We start from the raw sequence: 15,275 nt of genomic DNA on the forward strand, positions 1-15,275 counted from the left end.
CGACACCTCGAAGCGTGAAGAACGGCCGTCCTGCTGTCCCGGGAACGAACCAAGATCAGCGGGTCAGGTGAACCGCCGAGGTTAAACATCAAGCTTAGAAGGCGCTTTGCTTGTGTGCCTGCAATCGGTCTCTGACCTGGGCAGCTCCCCGCCGCGTTGCTGGCTTGTCGCCCGACTTTGACACGCATTCGACAGCGCCCGGATTACTCGTAGATAGCCACCGCTCGCAAAGGAGTCGACGTTCGCGCACTCCCTCAGCGGCAGGGTCAGCTTCCCTGCTCAACGTTCGAGCTCGGTGGCCTCGCAGAAGCCCTGTCAGTCCCTTCTGCAAGCATGCCGCCGTGACAACCACATCACCTGATCAGCGTCCTGCCGAGGCCACCCTGGAGTTCCTGCGCTCCGCCATTGCAACGGAGTGGCGCGAGCCGGCACTGGGACACGATGGCGTCTCCGCGTGGGAATCCGAGCACGGAGTCGTGCTTCCGGAGCCGTACCGGAGTCTGATCGCCGAGATCACCAACGGGTCGTCCCTCGGACCGCCGGAAGATGGCGGCCTCCTCCCTCTGGGCTGGCTCCCTCCCGATTGGCCGTACGACAGGGACCGCGATCCGGCCGCCCCGTTCCCGCTCCGGGAGGCCTGGGCCTGGGAAGGAGAACCCCTCGCCGACGACCATGACGAGCGCGTCGCCGACGTCTACAACCACGGCTCCATCGTGCTCGGTGCCGACGACGGCCCCTCCTACTGGGTCCTGGTCGTGACTGGTCCCCAACGAGGCAAGGTCTGGGTGGTCACCGAAGTTGGCGCCTACCCGTATCCGATGCCGGAGCCGGTCGGCTTCCTGGAATGGGTGCAACGTTGGCACGCCGGCGAGGGCTGGTGGGGCTGATCAGTACCCCCACAGAGCCCGATACACGCCGGGGGCATCCGGCTCGAACCTACGCGTGGGGAAGTTGACGCTGCGGCTACGAAATTGCGTGAAGTTCCCCTATGGCCGCCGGTAGGCCGTGGGATCGACGCCTTCGACAGGACTCCTCGAGAGGGTCACGTAGGCGGGGTACTCGGGGTCGCCCACCTGCATGAGGGTGAAGAGATCCAGGTCATGGTTCGCGAACCCGTGCAGGTACTGGAGAAACAGCTCCAACTCCACGTCCGACAGCCGCTCATCGTGCCTCTCGTTGCGCATGCGGTCACGGTACGAGCCGAGGGACCGGATGTTAAGGCGGAGTTGTCTCGCTAACGGTTGATCGGGATCTCGTAGACGATCTCGCAGTGAGCCGCGGGCACCACGATGTCCGCCGTCTCGACCGGACGCCCCTGGTCGCTGTAGTACGTCCGCCGGATGTGCGTAACCAGGGCGGCCTTCTGGATGCCCAATAGTGAGGCCTCTTCGGCGGTCGCCTGCCTGGGCTCAGGCTGCTCCACGGCGTGGCTGACGGTGATCCCGATCGCGGCCATCCGGTTCACGACACCCGACCCGGCGTGCGGCCCTCCCTCGGGGAGGACGACGAGACTGCCGGCGGTGAGGTCGTACGGCTCCCAGCTCGTCGACAACTGCACCGGCCTGCCGTCAGCCAGGAACTCGTACGTCGTCCGGACGCACAGCTCGCCCTCGGCGATGCCCAGTCGCGCCGCGATCTCTGCCGGTGCCGGCACCTTGGCATCGGTCCGGCTCTCCCAATCGCCCTGCCTGCCGACGGCCTTCATGTCCGCCCGGAACGGCGACCCTTCGGGGCTGCTCACGCGCCGACGACCGGACCACGCGCACGCGTTCTCGGGGCTCGGCGACGTACGTGCCCGAACCGGCGCGGCCCTCCAGCACGCCTTGGGAGATCAGCAACTCCTGCGCCCGGCGGACCACGTTCTCGCCCACGCCGCACTCCTGGCCGATCTGGGCGCGGGAGGGCAGGCGGTCTCCCGGTTCCCACTCGTGCTCCGCGATCCGCCGCCGGAGTTCGTCGGCGATGCGGAGATAGGGCGGCTGCTCAGGCATATGGAAAATCTAGTCCACTAGCCCTAATCTAGTTAACTAGCTTTACTTAAAGTGATCGCCGGTGACGGAGGCTGCCCTGTGCCCGCTTCGGGAGTTAGCGCGGCGGCCATCGCCGCCCGGCTGTCCGCCCTCGGGCTTCTCACGCGAGTGGAGGAACACCCCCGACACGCGTCGGTCGAAGCGGAGGTGCCGGAATCGCTCTCCGCCGAGTCATGGCGGGAGGTCCTGGAAGTGGTGGCCGAGGCCGATCGGTTCGGGCTCCTCGCCACCAGCCTGAACGGCCGCACCCTCTGGGCGGTCGTACACAAAGCGGTCCCCACGACGGGCGATGTCGGGGGACCGAGCCATCAGCGATAGGAGCTGAGCAGCGTGCTCAACCGTATCCGCCGTGCCGTCTGGCTCACCAGAGCGCGGTACATCCCCAAGGGCAGGCACCGCCGCCCCTTAACACCCGCCCGGCCGCTGGCCGCTCCCGCCTCCTCCGCGTCCGCTGACGGGGCGACCGTCATCCTCGGGTGGGCCTCCGACAGCGCGAACCACCCGCACCCGCTCACGGGCGAGGAGATCGCTCTCGTCCGCCCGTACGTGCTGGCCTGGGAGAAGCGCGTGCGGACGCGCTCAGTGGTCGTCGCTCCCCATTTGCCGGCCGACGCCTGGTCGGCCCTCGCGGGGGCCCACTGATGCCTCCTCGCCAACGGCCTTACCTCACAGACACCTCGGCCGTCCCCTACCGATCGACCGCATGCCGGATCGGAACGCACCTTGCCTGCGCGGAGTCCTCCCCGGCCTCGGCGCCGGTCGACCTCCCGGTGGTCTACGAGGCGTGCGACTGCCCGTGCCACTCGGCGTTCGACCGGTCCACGACTGCGGAGGTGAAGCGGTGAGCGAACGGGCGCTCGGCGGCGCGCTGGTCTCCAACATCGAGGTCACCGCGACCACCGTGCAGCGCGGCGACATCATCCAACTCGGCGGCCAATCCTGCCGGGTGAGGGACCTCTTCCAACTCCCACAAGGCGCCAAGCAACTCCTCTTCGAGTCGGGCGAGCTGCTGACCATGCACACGCGAACGCGGCTCGTCGCCGCGCGGCCGCTGAGAAGGCGGTGATCGGTCCGTGTCTTCTCGCCATCACGACATCGCCGACGATCTCCGCCACCAGATCACGACCGGCCGCATCAAGCCCGGCGAACGCCTGCCGTCCGAGGCCGGCCTCGCCGACCGGTACAAGGTCAGCACGGTGACACTGCGGAGTGCCCTCGCGGTCCTCCAGGGTGAAGGCCTCATCGAGAAGATCCACGGCAAGGGAAACTTCGTCCGTCGTCCACTCCGCAAGATCATGTACGTCGGCGGATGGGGGACGCTGGACCCGTGGACCGCCGCTGATGCGGCTCTGCGCGTCACCGTTCGCAGCACCACGGTCCAGGCAGACGGGCATCTGATGACCTTGCTGAACGTGCCAACCGGCAGCGCCGTCGCCGAGTTCTGCTGCATCAGCCACGAGGGAGAATCACCGCACGGACTGGCCCGCATCTACGTCCCGCGCGACCTGGCACCGGCCGGTGTACTCGACGACGAATCGTCGTGCTGGGAAGCGGTCACGAGATTCGCCGTCCTCGGCCCGCCGCCGGCCGCTGTCCGGGAGACGGTCTGTGCCCGCCCACCGACACCGGACGAAGCATCGACCCTCCGGACCAGCTCCGCAGCGGCAGTCCTCGCGATCACACGCATCGCGACCGACTCCACCGGGCGAGTCGTCGAAGCCGCGCTCCTGGTGTTCCCCGGCGATCGCGTCGACGCGGTCTTCACCACCCACCACGTGATCGATGAGAGGCAGACGTAAGGATGACGGCACCGAACGAACTGCGCCTCCTCCCGTGGTCGGGACCGGAGGGCAAACCCTGCTACCTGAGCACCGACGACAGGGACGGCTTCATGTCCCGCCTGGCGGACAACATCGAAGCGGTCCAACTCGGCACGGCGGCCGAATTGCTGGAACAGGCCTCGGGAGCTCTCGACGACGAGGACGCGGACCCGGAGGACCTGCGACGGTTGGCGAAGGAACTGACCGGGGCTTTGCGGGACGTGCTCCGCGTTGCGACCAGCCGCGGTCACCTCCTGCTGGGCGGCGAACCTCACCGCTCCTGAAGCGGCGGCCCCAAACGGCGCCTGCCGACGACGACTTCCGTTCCACATCCACGGGGAGAGGAGCCCGGTCACCCGCCCGTTCCTCTCCCCATCCCGTCATGTCGGCCATTGAGGTCTGGTGGGCTGGTCAGGCGGCCTTCGAGGGCCGTTGTCGGGTGGTTGCGATCACGGTGATTGCTGTACCTGCCTGCTGTGCAGCAACTGCCTTGCCTGTCGGAAATCGGCGGTGCTCACTCGGTCTCGCTACTGCTCCGGCCGATGAACTGACCGGGATGCCGCGTAGCGCGGGCGAGGAGCTCGTTCCTGCGGTTGTGGTTGGAACTGTCGGGCGGGTATCTCCGTCACATGGACTCAGGGACAGCGGCAGTGGTTGGTGCGGCCATCGGCATGCTGGGTGGTGCCGGGGGCGGTTGGCTCACACTCGTTGGTCAAGCTCGACAGCAGGAACGCCAGCAGCGAATAGACCAGCAGCACCGGTTGGAGGAGGTGCGCCGGGAGGCGTACAGCGCATGCCTCAGTGCGTCGAAGCAGGTATCGGCCCGCTGGTGGAGGGTTGCGGTTCGGCTCCGCACAAACGGCACCACGATGGAGCAGTGGGAGGCGGAAGCCGTGGAGGCGCATGCGGCATGGGCGCCGTTCAGCGCGGCGGTAGCCGCCGTTGCAGTCGCGGGACCTGGCCCTGTGGCAGGGGCGGCTGAAGACCTGCGGCGCGCCATGTACGCGCTGGACCAGGCGGCAGTCGCCTGGCACGAAGCGGCTCGCGTAGCAGGTCGCGGCAACCTCGCCGAGTTTGACGAGAAATACATGGAAGCGGTGGCAGCCAAACGAGAACCCGGAAAGGTCTTCCAGCAGGCAGCCCGAAAGGCGCTCAACGCCGAAGCGTGAGTCGGTGGCGGCCCCTACCTCCACGGTCAGCACCCCGGATCGGCGTCCTCAGCTTGGGAAGCTTGGGTTCTACAGGGTCGATAGGCTTGCTGACCTGCTGCGGAGCGGCATCATGACCTGAGGGCGTGCTGGGTGGGTGACCGCTGTTCCCCGTGGTTCCCCGCAGTATCTGGCACGGGTTTGGCACGGGAGCACGTTCAGGAGTCGCGCTGCGGACCCGGCACGCCGGGGCCGAGATCGGTGGAGGTGGTCAACGAGTGGGCCGCGGTTCTCAGATCGTTCTCCCATGCCGGGAGCTCGTCGGGGCCGATCCATTCGCTGTAGTCCGCTGCGACGGAGAGGAACCGTGTCTCCTCCTGGGTGTGGGCTGCGACCGTCATTGACAACCGGTCGGCCACGTCCTTGGGGCTCAGCTCGCCTTTTGCGAGACCGAACGCGAGGTTCACGAGGAGGTATCGGCCGGCTGCCTCTTCGTCGGGAATGGGGATGCCTAGTTCGTGCAGGGCTTGGACGTACAGTTCACGGATCTCGGTCTCGTCGCTCCTGCGCGGCAGGCCAGCCAGTTCGCGCAGGGCAGGGGAATCACGCCCGTCGACGAGCGCATGAGCAGCCAGCATTGGGAGCTCCTCGGTTGGGAGTACCTCCGCCACGTACTGCCAAGCGCTTTGTTGCAACCGGTCCATGCGTCCATCGTGGGTGCGACGAGACGTCCTGGCCAGCCGATTGCTGTCGTGGCCTCGGCTTCTTCTTGCCCTGGGTCTTGTCGGGGATCTTGGTGAGCTGGGTGTTCGCTGTTCAGGGCGGCACTGATGGACGCCTGAGGGGTCGTCATTGGTCATCGTCGGCCACCGTCGAGCGGCCTCGGACAGCCCAGAGACGGCCCCAGGTCGGCGAACGTCTACGCCTCTACGATGCACGCCATGGGGATATCTGATTCCGCACCGCTCATACGCGCCTGTTGGCTTTCATGGCTCGCGGTCGAGACTGTCGATCAGGCGGCGGTGGTGAAGGCCCTCGGCTTGGCAGAGGTACAGGAGACAAGCTGGGCCGACGGTGTGGAACTCATCGATGAGGTGGCGCACGACGAGGAGGAGCCGTTCTCCACCGTTGTCCTCACTCCGCCCATGCAGGGGTGGACCCTGGTCATCGGACCGTACTTCGGCCTGCCCCATACACAGCAGACGGCGCACGTCACCAACCTGTGCCGAGATTTCAGCGCGCTCTTCGGTAAGGCCCAACTCTTCTTCCACAGTGAGCAGAACGACGGAGATGCGTGGCTGATCGCCGAACGCGGACGGATTCTCAGGCGCTGGATCAGTGAGTACCCGGAGCTCGCCATGGGCGAACCGTTCGGCGTGGAGCGACGACTCCTCGATGCCTACGGGATCACGGGCAAGCCCGAGGATCTCGATCCCGACAGCGATCTGGCCGGCGACTGGGCAGCCACTTGGGGGGATTGCTGGGCCACGACGGTCGCGGAGGAATCCAGCATCGATCCCACGAGCGCCGCCGCCGACACAGGCTCGATCAGCAGCATGCTGGTGGCAGCGGCTCCGACTTTCGAGTAGGCGTACCGCCTGCCACCGAAGGGGGGTGCCGCCGACCACCGCTTTAGGAGTTCGATCGCCGACCCAACCCACATTGGGCAACGCGCCGTGGGGCTGCATCAGCTTCCGGGTCGTGACTGCCCCTGTGCGCTCCGGTCCGTCGTCGTTGATGTCAACCGGTGATGTCAGGCTGCGGGCCTCTATGAGCTGATGGGCAGCTCCCTGGCCCGCTGCCGTGCTCTGGCTCGGGTCGCCTTGAGCAGAGCGTGGAAGGCATTGTGGCCGTTCTGGTCCAGGTTCAGAGGCAGGTCTAGTTGCGAGATGAGCTCTGACTCCAGCGTCCAGGGCTCGTCATGCTCTACCCAGCAAACGCGAGCGTTGTCCGCCATCCACTGGCTGAGTTTCGCCTCGCCGGCTTGGCCGAACGTCAGCCGCTTGCCACTGCCCACTCGTCGCAGCTCCAGGTCGAGCAGACAGCCGAGAGACAGCCGCAGTGTTGACCCTTCGGCGTTGCCCCGGAAGTGGTAGCGCACGCGGTTCCGAAGATTCTGCGTGCTGGTCCGGTTTGCCATGTACCGCGGTGCTATGCCGACGTAGAGCAGGCGTCCGGCAACCAGGTCCGGGTGGGGTGCCTGTTCGAAGTGCCACCCGTACACGCCGGATGCCGCGGGGACAGGGTTCGACCGGTCCAAGACCTCCTGCGCCGTCCACAACCGAGTGGGATTCGTGAGAGCAGTAGCTGCCATGGAGCCTCCCATGCGTCGACCTGATCGCCGTAGGGTACTTGCTGCCGCTGACAGCGATCCGCTCTCACCGTCGATTGAGAACTGCGGAGGTCGCGGTACCACCCCACGTGGTAAGCCCGCCTGTAACGAAGCGGTTCACGTCTGTGTGGGCCTTTGTCATTGAGTGCCGGCTCCAATTCCCGAGTGCCCCGTAAGCCCGTCTGGCCAGTCATTCCATGATGACGAGCCAGGTCATCCTGTCGGCCCGGGTGCTGCCGTGTCTGCGTCCGTGGAGGCCGGTGTGGACGCGTCTCACCGCTGGCTGCGATCGGGCTACATTCACAAGCCGCCCGGACCTCATGTATCGGGTATCCGTGAGATGAGCGTGGGGCGACGACTACCGTGGCCGGCGAGGACTCCAGCTCATGGGGTCCTGGGGTGGTCATGGGAGGGCATCATGCAGTTCGTCGTGGTGGAGCGGCTACGGGATTTGCCTGCGGACTACAGCGGAGCCTACCTAGTACCGGACAGCTGGAATGACTACGGCTTCGTGACGCTGTACAAGCTGGGCATCAAGCATCGCAGGAGAGCTGCGAAGTCCATCGGTGGTGTACGAATCGGCCATCTCGAGATGGGGTCAGGCCGCCATGACGATTTCCGTCGGACTGAAGAACGCCTGCCGCGCCGGTTCGAGTCGCTCGGTGAGGATTACTTCAGCCTGGGCATCGATGACACTTACTACGAGTCGCTGAGAAAGCTGGGTACTTACGACAGAACCAGCATTCTGACCGCGTTGCGGGATGTGGCCTACGACTACAGCCCAGATTTCGTGGAACGCGTATGGGATCTGAGAGTCTTCACAGACTCTCTGATGCGCGACGTCCGTCATCCGCGCGCGGAGCTGGAGCGCCTCCACCTCATTGCCCGCGGCCGCGATCGGGTCGTTGACTTCCAGTGGGACTACGTGCCTCCCTTGCCTGAAGGTTCAGGGTACGAACCACCTACACTAAGCTTCCGTGCCAGTCCCGCCTCGCTGCCGCCAAGCAACGTGCATGCTTTGATCGGCCGCAATGGAGTGGGCAAGACCACCATGATGCGTGCGATGGCCGATGGGGTGGCGTCCGGGAGCATTGAGGTCACCCAGCTCGCTGCCCGCGCAGCCCAGGTCACACCGAACGTGGTGCTGGTCTCCTTCAGTGCCTTCGATGAGTTGCTCCATCACCCGGATGCGCCCGCGGGGTTCGCCTACATCGGGCTGCGAGACGGTGAGGAGCCGCAGCGCTTGAAGACGAGCGAAGACCTGTCCGCGGAATTCGCCGAGAGTCTCGCCACGGCCCGAATCGGTGCCCGTCGTAGCCGGTGGGAGCAGGTCCTGGCCACGCTCAGTTATCCGGAGTCCGGTTTCTTGGATGACTACGCAGGCGATCTCGAAGATTTGTTGTCCGAGGGCTCTGACCGCCGGTTCAAGGCCGCTGCGGTACGACTCTTTGCGCCGCTGAGCTCTGGCCACAAGATCGCTTTGCTGACCTTGACGCGGTTGGTCCAGGAGGTAACCGAGCGCACGGTCGTCTTCATGGACGAACCCGAAGCACACCTGCAACCACCACTATTGTCGGCGTTCATCCGTGCGCTGTCCGACTTCCTGTCCGACGTCAACGGGATGGCGGTCGTGGCCACGCACTCACCGGTCGTCCTGCAGGAGGTGCCGAAGTCGTGCGTTTACAAGCTACGCCGCTATGGCAATGTCCTGAAAGCCGAGCGGCCGCTAATGGAAACCTACGGTGAGAACGTCAGCGCTCTCACTCACGAAGCCTTCGGCCTCGAGTCCACTGCCACCGGTTTTTATGCGGCCCTGGCCAAGGAGGTCGACGAGGGACGCAGCTATCAAGAGATTCTGGCAGGCTTCGAATCCCTGGGCAGCGAAGCCCGTGGCCTGCTGCGTGTCCTCACCTCCCGTCCTCACGGCAGAACCTCATGATTCCGGTCGAACCTCCCGTGATGACGGTCAAAGACACACTGACCGCCGCCTGCAAGAGACTGCGGAACTCCGTCCTGAGAATACGGCTTCTGGCCCGCGAAGAGGACTTGTCCGCAGCCGAACAGAACTACATCGACGCCGCCGAGGACAACGACCTTTACAGGCTCGCCATCACTGCCCGGAAAGCCGAGGATCTACTGCCCGACCGCGATGGGGCGCACCTGAGGAATCTCTACAATGCGGGGCTGGTCGGGCGTAAAGACGGGAGGATGAAGTACGACGAGCTCAAGGCCCGCGCTCCGTACGGGCGCTGCCTCCTGTGCGGCAACAGTGAGATCAGCTCGCTCGACCATCATCTGCCCAAGGACATGCTCCCGCTCTACACGATTTGTCCGGTCAACCTGGTGCCGGCATGCGGCAAATGCAACCAAATGAAAGGCGACCGGATCGGTGCCACCGCCAGCCAGCGCACCCTCCATCCCTACTACGACCGCCCCGGGCAGACCGGACGCTATCTTTTCGCGGACATCACGAGTTGGCCCGTGCAGTTCCGCATCCAGGCCCTGCCTGAATGGGACGCTGAACTGCGTGCCCGCGTCGAATACCACTTCCGCACCTTTAAGCTGGCACAGCGCTATGCCGAGTTCTGCATATCCGTGGTGACCGCCAACCAGTGGCTGCACCAGAAGATACGCCGCGAGAGCGGCGTGCCGGCCTTGATCGCACACTTGCAAGAGGACGCCGAGCAGCACGCCAGCACCCATGGCCTCAATGCTTGGGACACAGCCCTGCGCTACGGATTGGCCGACAGTTCCTGGTACCTCCACCGCGGAGTCCTCGAAAGCCCCTAACCGTGCCTGCAAATTCAGGAAGCGGAGGGCGTGGAATAACAGGAAGCAGGTGACGCGGTGGCCTGATCAATCTCGTTTGGCCCTCTGTTTGGCCCCCCGAGCAAGACACAGGCCCATTCACGGTCACGTGAATGGGCCTGTGTCCAACGTCGGGGTGGCGGGATTTGAACCCACGACCTCTTCGTCCCGAAGGAACTTGCGCGGGTGGCCGACCATGGGTCGGTGGGCCTCTTACCTGCTGCGAGCGTCCACAGCCGTCCGCGCTCGTCCGCCGCTGTGCGTCGGCGTTGTCACGCAGTTAGACACTCACCTGGGATGCGACCCGGCGCTTAGAAGATGCGGGCGCGCCATGGTGGGCGACCCTGATGCGGCCTTGCCGGTGCCGCTCAGGACTGCTGGGCGCTGCTGCCGTCCATCGTCGTTGCCGCCACGGTTGCCGTCACTGTCGCCGGGCAGCTGCGGCATCGTTCCGACTGCACTCAGTTCAACCACTCTTGTCCGGGGGGCTAGGAAAGTTGGCTCAGAGTACGCAACCAGCCCCCCAGCCTCCGTACCGTTCGCTACGGTGCCCAGATACCGACTTGACGATCACGTTCGGGGAAATGCAGTGCGTAAGCAGCTCGTCACAGTATGCGCCGTTCTCATCGCAGGACTCACGGGTTGCGCTACGGGGCCATCCGGTGCCGACGAAAAGGAGCAGACGGAATCCACCGATGTTGCCCCGTCAGTTGCCAATTTTATCGGTCGGACGAAGGAAGACACGCAGAACGCCCTCAGCGGAACGGGCACTGTGTTCGGCTTCCAGGACACGAGGTCAAACCTTCGAAGCGGCTCCAAGTACGACTCTTGGATCGTGTGCAAGCAGGACGCCAGCAAGGAACCTGTCTGGTTTACGGTGGCAGCCAGCCGAGAGGCGTGCGGCCTGCCGGCCGCTCCGCCAAGCGGGGAGGGTGTAAGCCCCTCCCACTCAACATCGCCATCTGAAGCCACGGATCCGTCCGTTGACCAGGATTCCCGCTACGCTGCTGCCGTCAAGGCACAGGTGCCGAACCTGGAGCCAGTCGCTGAGGATGATCTCGGTGTTCAAGGGCGGCTCGTGTGTACTCTGCTCGACTCCGGCGATAGCCCGAAGTCAGTGCTGGAGACCATGCAGGCTGCGTACCCCGACAACGCGGGCCGCGTCATGGTCATCGAGGCTCCACCCGTGTACTGCTCGAAGTACACCGCCGAAGTAGACCGGGCCTTGAAGTAAATGACGTGGCGAGTGCTGGCCACTGCGATCAGTAGCCGGTCTACTGATCACCGGCTCCGCTGACCAGCGAGACTGAAGAAGCCCACGGCTCTGACCAGTTCAGATGCCGTGGGCTTCTGTCATTGTTGGTCGATGTCGGCTGACCTTGGACGGCCCAGAGACGGCCCGAATATCGCACCGGGCCTTCGTTGAGCTAGGTCCGCTAGCATCCCAGGATCGAAGGGGGCAGATATGGCACTGGGGCGCAAGGGAGCACGGCGCATAGTCGTCGACGGCACGGTCTACCGCTGGCGGCTGCGACGCAGACCCACCTACAGCCAGGCGCTCTGCTGGTCGCCGTGCACTTACGCCGTGGAGCATGCGGATTGTCCCGGGACGACTCTCGTTGTCACCACGAACCAGCCTCACCTCAGCAACTGGCTTGGAGGCCTGGGTAACCCGGTACTGTCCTCCGATGTCGCCAATGCCATTGCATCCGCCCTACGACAGGGTTGGGTGCCCACTCGCGCGGGCTCGCCGTTTCACCTCGACCAGTCCGCCGGCTTCTCTCCCCTGCCCTGAGCTGGCTGGCGGGTGAGTACCGCTTTCGGAGTTCGATCACTCCGCGGAGCGACATGCTGAAACGGACCTCGGTGGTCGCTCGTCGATTCAGATGAGGTTGCTTCGGTGCGTCACGTATCAAGGAAGTCCCATTCATCTCCAAGGACCCAGCGTAGAGCGGATAGCTTGCCATGCATGAAACCCCATTCCCAGTCATTCACTGGGGGGAGTTCCTCAGGGGCATACTTCTCCTCGACTCTTCGTCTGGCGGCCAAGATCGTGTCCTTCAAGGACTCGGATATTCCCGGCCTGGCTTCGTCCTCATGTATCAGGCTTCGGCCGTACCAAATCTTGTCGAAGTACTCTTCATGGGCCGCGAGTATGTCCGCTAGGGATCTAGTGGGCATTTCCGACTGAATGAAATCTACCTCTTCGGCTTCGTCGAGATAGTCGCTACCCAGCTTCTCTCCCAGCAGTTTCACCAGGCCGTCAACATCGTAGACGTAGTGGGAGTTACCTGGATCAAATAGTTCCGCCAGATCTGGGTGTGGTTTCCGGCGATCCCCTTTCGGGGTGGAAAAATCTGTGTAATTGGATGTTGCGAAAACGTACTCGTTGCACCCTTCCTTGTCGGCGCTTAGTGCTGAGGTGTACTGCTCGATCAGAAGTGCGTCGGCAACGCTGTTCTTGTCCTGGTGAAGTGGAGCCTTCTTTTCGAGCCCCCTTAGAACGACTGCCGCATAATTTTCTGTGTTCGGCTCAAGGAGGGTTCCGCGGCGAAGTAGTTCAGAAATTTCAGAAAAATTCTGCAAAGACCGCGCACTCGCGTGCGGGATTTGGTGAACCATTTCGGCGATCCATTTTTGTGCCTCATCGTCGCCGTAATCCTGCAAGTCTTGGCGTAGGAGTCGGAATCTCTCCTTTACGCTTTGCGTCGTTGCTGCTTCGGCCCGCGGTCGGTTCCGATCGAACTCGTCCAATATGAGCGCGGGAACCAGGATTTCGAGCTTCTTCTGGTGGAGGAGGACGCGCAACGGGACGATGATTTGTTGGCCGTCGCGCCGCTTGGCGATGTTGAGCCAAACCGAAGTATCAATCAGCAATCGAAGCACAGGAGGATGTTAGAGGAGGCTTCGGCTGAGCGCTGTGGAAATTCGGGAGTGTGTAGCGGTGTGCTGAGCCGCTGTGCGGCGCTCGCCACTGCTCGCCCCCAGCTTCCGTCCCGTACGCCGTCGACCCACACACCGTGGAGCGGGCGTGGTTCAGGGGCGTCAAGGTGGAGCGCGCCACTGTACGAACGACCTTGACGCCCCTGGGCCGCGTCTGCTCGGCTCTGCCTGGGTCGATGGTGTACGGGACGGAAGCCCCAACCACCTGTTGCCACCCACGGACGCGCACTCGGCGACGGTGCCCCGTGCTCCCGGTGCCGGCCGATCCCCCGCCGGAGGCACCATCTTGTGCCCGCGGATGATCCCCGCCCTCGCCCGCTTGCACGTAGCGCGCCGCCGGGCGCGGCCAGCCGGGGCGAAGACAGGAGGCAGGCCGCGCCGCAGAGGCGGCGCGCGCCCGCGCCGTGCGCGGGCCTTGATGAAGTAGGGAAAGTCTTATCCCGCTGGGATGAGTTGCTTGCCGTCGTGGCTCCGTACATGCGGGCCGTTGCCGTCCAAGGCATCTAGGAGCCTGATCGCGAAGACCTCAGACATGCGCTCGCTGACCTCGTCGGGCGTGAGCCAGGAGACAGCTGTCGACTCGCTCGACGTGCGCTCGGTGCCGCCGGAGGGCTTGCAGCGGAAGACCAGGGCCACGATGCCTCGGGTCGTGTTCTTGTAGACGCCGGTGAGTTCGTCCACCTCGACGTGAATGCCTGTCTCCTCCAGGACCTCGCGGGCGACGCCGGCCTCGGGGGTCTCGTCGAGTTCGAGTACGCCGCCGGGGAGCTCCCAGGTGCCATTGTCAGCCCGGCGGATCGCCAGGAGGCGCCCGTCCTCGCGCACCACCACTCCTGCCACAGATACGGAGTGCAGCGGCGGTGACGTTGCTTCCTGTGGTTGACTCATATACAGGAGCATAGGAGGCAGAGAAGGACTATGGGAACCGCAGTAGGAGGGGGCAGGTCCGGACCTCGATACGTGCAGATCGCCGACGAGATCGTGCAGCAGATCCGGGCGGGTGTGCTCAAGCCTGGCGACATGGTGCCGAGTGAGTCGGAGCTGGTGGAGCGTTACGGCGTCTCGGGTGGCACGATCCGCAAGGCCATGGTCGAAGTGCGGGCGAGCGGGCTCGTCGAAACTCGGCACGGCAAGGGCTCGATCGTGAAGGACCGGCCACCGGTGCGGCACCGCTCCTCCGATCGCTTCCGGCGTTCACTCCGGCAGGGCGGCAAGGCCGCATACCTCGCGGAGTCTGCACAGTCCGGGGCCACGGCCAAGGTGAGCGTCCTCTACATCGGCCCCATGGAGGCCCCCGAGGACGCCGCCCGGCGACTCGGCGTCCCCGCCGGCACTCAGGTGCTCGCCCGGCGGCGCCTCTACTTCCGCAACGGCACTCCGGTCGAGACCGCCACCTCATACCTCCCGTGGGACGTCGTGAAGGAGATCCCGGAACTGTTCGCCGAGAACCCCGGCGGCGGTGGCATCTACGCCCGACTCGAAGACCACGGGCATGAGTTCGCCGAGTTCGTCGAGACGCTGCAAGCTCGCCCGGCCTCCAAGGCGGAGGCGTCCGAGCTGGCACTCAGCCCTGGTGCGCCGGTAGTTCACCTGATCCGGGAGGCTCGCACGACAACAGGGCTCGCGGTCGAGGTCTGCGACACGCTCATGGCCGCTGACCAGTTCGTTTTCGAGTACCGGATCCCTGCCACCGACTGACGCCCGCTCAACTCCCCGCGACCCGTCGTGACTTCGAAGCCGCGACGGGTTGACTCATGTACAGGAGTGATGCACTCTTCTTCATGTCACTCCTATACATGAGTGACGGAGTCCAACCTCTATAGAGGAGTGATCCGCTGTGCGTCAGATCCCCGTCGACACCTCCAACGCCACCGTGATGGTGGCCAAGGCCCCGCAGCCCAAGGTGAAGGACCGCCGGACCGGTGAGATCGCCACCGACAAGGACGGCGTCACCCTGATGGTCGTCGAGGTCATGTTCTCCACGCCCGACGAGGTCGAGATCCTCAAGCTCACCGTCCCGCAGCCCGGCGTCTCCGAGGACCTGACCATGGGCACTCCCGTGGCCCTGACCGGCCTGGTCGCCTCGGCGTGGGAGAACGAGTTCAACGGCCAGAAGCGGCACGGGATCGCCTTCCGTGCGGTCGCGGTCACCTCGCTGGCCGCTGCGGGCTCCGCCTCGAAGGCGGCCTGAGCC

At 64.8% G+C, this 15,275-nt stretch carries 19 protein-coding genes and 1 pseudogene; 13 read left to right on the forward strand and 7 right to left on the reverse strand.

Features of this window, described 5'->3' with window-relative positions; translation table 11 throughout:
- The first annotated feature begins 341 nt into the window (after window positions 1–341).
- Entirely contained in the window at window positions 342–887 is a 546-nt protein-coding gene (locus ACWEK3_RS37005) for an SMI1/KNR4 family protein (RefSeq protein WP_453251712.1), read from the forward strand.
- Between the two features lie 99 nt (window positions 888–986).
- Here the strand turns inward: ACWEK3_RS37005 and ACWEK3_RS37010 are convergent, their stop codons facing one another.
- Complete coding sequence (locus ACWEK3_RS37010) at window positions 987–1,184, reverse strand: hypothetical protein (protein WP_453251713.1); 198 nt, start codon at window positions 1,182–1,184, stop codon at window positions 987–989.
- Between the two features lie 50 nt (window positions 1,185–1,234).
- A pseudogene (locus ACWEK3_RS37015) lies at window positions 1,235–1,991 on the reverse strand (GntR family transcriptional regulator).
- Window positions 1,992–2,069: 78 nt separating this feature from the next.
- Here ACWEK3_RS37015 and ACWEK3_RS37020 point away from each other — a divergent pair.
- The 5 genes from ACWEK3_RS37020 to ACWEK3_RS37040 all read left to right on the forward strand — a co-directional run bounded on the left by ACWEK3_RS37020 (window position 2,070) and on the right by ACWEK3_RS37040 (window position 4,134).
- Window positions 2,070–2,348 (forward strand): hypothetical protein, encoded by a 279-nt coding sequence (locus ACWEK3_RS37020; protein ID WP_453251714.1) that lies wholly within the window; start codon window positions 2,070–2,072, stop codon window positions 2,346–2,348.
- Window positions 2,349–2,360: 12 nt separating this feature from the next.
- The gene (locus ACWEK3_RS37025; protein ID WP_453251715.1) at window positions 2,361–2,672 is read left to right on the forward strand and encodes a hypothetical protein; all 312 of its coding nucleotides are present in this window, start codon (window positions 2,361–2,363) and stop codon (window positions 2,670–2,672) included.
- A gap of 199 nt (window positions 2,673–2,871) precedes the next feature.
- Complete coding sequence (locus ACWEK3_RS37030; protein WP_453251716.1) at window positions 2,872–3,096, forward strand: hypothetical protein; 225 nt, start codon at window positions 2,872–2,874, stop codon at window positions 3,094–3,096.
- Window positions 3,097–3,103: 7 nt separating this feature from the next.
- The gene (locus ACWEK3_RS37035) at window positions 3,104–3,829 is read left to right on the forward strand and encodes a GntR family transcriptional regulator (RefSeq protein WP_453251717.1); all 726 of its coding nucleotides are present in this window, start codon (window positions 3,104–3,106) and stop codon (window positions 3,827–3,829) included.
- 2 nt (window positions 3,830–3,831) lie between these two features.
- Window positions 3,832–4,134, forward strand: coding sequence for a hypothetical protein (locus tag ACWEK3_RS37040; protein ID WP_453251718.1), 303 nt, complete (start codon window positions 3,832–3,834; stop codon window positions 4,132–4,134).
- A 351-nt stretch (window positions 4,135–4,485) separates the two neighbouring features.
- On the opposite strand, the gene ACWEK3_RS37045 is transcribed toward ACWEK3_RS37040, so the two are convergent.
- A complete protein-coding gene (locus ACWEK3_RS37045; RefSeq protein WP_361413246.1) occupies window positions 4,486–4,608 on the reverse strand; it encodes a hypothetical protein in 123 nt (40 codons plus the stop codon).
- A 111-nt stretch (window positions 4,609–4,719) separates the two neighbouring features.
- Between ACWEK3_RS37045 and ACWEK3_RS37050 the strand changes: the two genes are divergently transcribed.
- Window positions 4,720–5,019: a hypothetical protein gene (locus tag ACWEK3_RS37050; protein ID WP_453251719.1), complete on the forward strand. Its 300-nt coding sequence runs from the start codon at window positions 4,720–4,722 to the stop codon at window positions 5,017–5,019.
- 197 nt (window positions 5,020–5,216) lie between these two features.
- On the opposite strand, the gene ACWEK3_RS37055 is transcribed toward ACWEK3_RS37050, so the two are convergent.
- Window positions 5,217–5,702, reverse strand: coding sequence for a hypothetical protein (locus ACWEK3_RS37055; protein WP_453251720.1), 486 nt, complete (start codon window positions 5,700–5,702; stop codon window positions 5,217–5,219).
- A 237-nt stretch (window positions 5,703–5,939) separates the two neighbouring features.
- Between ACWEK3_RS37055 and ACWEK3_RS37060 the strand changes: the two genes are divergently transcribed.
- On the forward strand, window positions 5,940–6,587 hold the full coding sequence (locus ACWEK3_RS37060) for a hypothetical protein (RefSeq protein WP_453251721.1): 648 nt from the start codon (window positions 5,940–5,942) through the stop codon (window positions 6,585–6,587).
- A 179-nt stretch (window positions 6,588–6,766) separates the two neighbouring features.
- On the opposite strand, the gene ACWEK3_RS37065 is transcribed toward ACWEK3_RS37060, so the two are convergent.
- The gene (locus ACWEK3_RS37065; protein ID WP_453251722.1) at window positions 6,767–7,324 is read right to left on the reverse strand and encodes a GIY-YIG nuclease family protein; all 558 of its coding nucleotides are present in this window, start codon (window positions 7,322–7,324) and stop codon (window positions 6,767–6,769) included.
- Window positions 7,325–7,748: 424 nt separating this feature from the next.
- Between ACWEK3_RS37065 and ACWEK3_RS37070 the strand changes: the two genes are divergently transcribed.
- The 3 genes from ACWEK3_RS37070 to ACWEK3_RS37080 all read left to right on the forward strand — a co-directional run bounded on the left by ACWEK3_RS37070 (window position 7,749) and on the right by ACWEK3_RS37080 (window position 11,372).
- A complete protein-coding gene (locus ACWEK3_RS37070) occupies window positions 7,749–9,269 on the forward strand; it encodes an AAA family ATPase (protein WP_453251723.1) in 1,521 nt (506 codons plus the stop codon).
- Between the two features lie 20 nt (window positions 9,270–9,289).
- Window positions 9,290–10,120 (forward strand): hypothetical protein, encoded by an 831-nt coding sequence (locus ACWEK3_RS37075; protein ID WP_453251724.1) that lies wholly within the window; start codon window positions 9,290–9,292, stop codon window positions 10,118–10,120.
- Window positions 10,121–10,727: 607 nt separating this feature from the next.
- On the forward strand, window positions 10,728–11,372 hold the full coding sequence (locus ACWEK3_RS37080; protein ID WP_453251725.1) for a hypothetical protein: 645 nt from the start codon (window positions 10,728–10,730) through the stop codon (window positions 11,370–11,372).
- A gap of 671 nt (window positions 11,373–12,043) precedes the next feature.
- Here the strand turns inward: ACWEK3_RS37080 and ACWEK3_RS37085 are convergent.
- A complete protein-coding gene (locus tag ACWEK3_RS37085; protein ID WP_453251726.1) occupies window positions 12,044–13,024 on the reverse strand; it encodes a PIN domain-containing protein in 981 nt (326 codons plus the stop codon).
- A 492-nt stretch (window positions 13,025–13,516) separates the two neighbouring features.
- The gene (locus ACWEK3_RS37090) at window positions 13,517–13,981 is read right to left on the reverse strand and encodes an NUDIX hydrolase (protein ID WP_453251727.1); all 465 of its coding nucleotides are present in this window, start codon (window positions 13,979–13,981) and stop codon (window positions 13,517–13,519) included.
- Between the two features lie 18 nt (window positions 13,982–13,999).
- Between ACWEK3_RS37090 and ACWEK3_RS37095 the strand changes: the two genes are divergently transcribed.
- A complete protein-coding gene (locus tag ACWEK3_RS37095) occupies window positions 14,000–14,779 on the forward strand; it encodes a GntR family transcriptional regulator (RefSeq protein ID WP_453251728.1) in 780 nt (259 codons plus the stop codon).
- Window positions 14,780–14,918: 139 nt separating this feature from the next.
- Window positions 14,919–15,272, forward strand: a complete 354-nt coding sequence (locus ACWEK3_RS37100; RefSeq protein WP_390828640.1) for an SCO3933 family regulatory protein — start codon at window positions 14,919–14,921, stop codon at window positions 15,270–15,272.
- Window positions 15,273–15,275 lie beyond the last annotated feature (3 nt).

Source organism: Streptomyces sp. NPDC004721, from assembly GCF_053601495.1.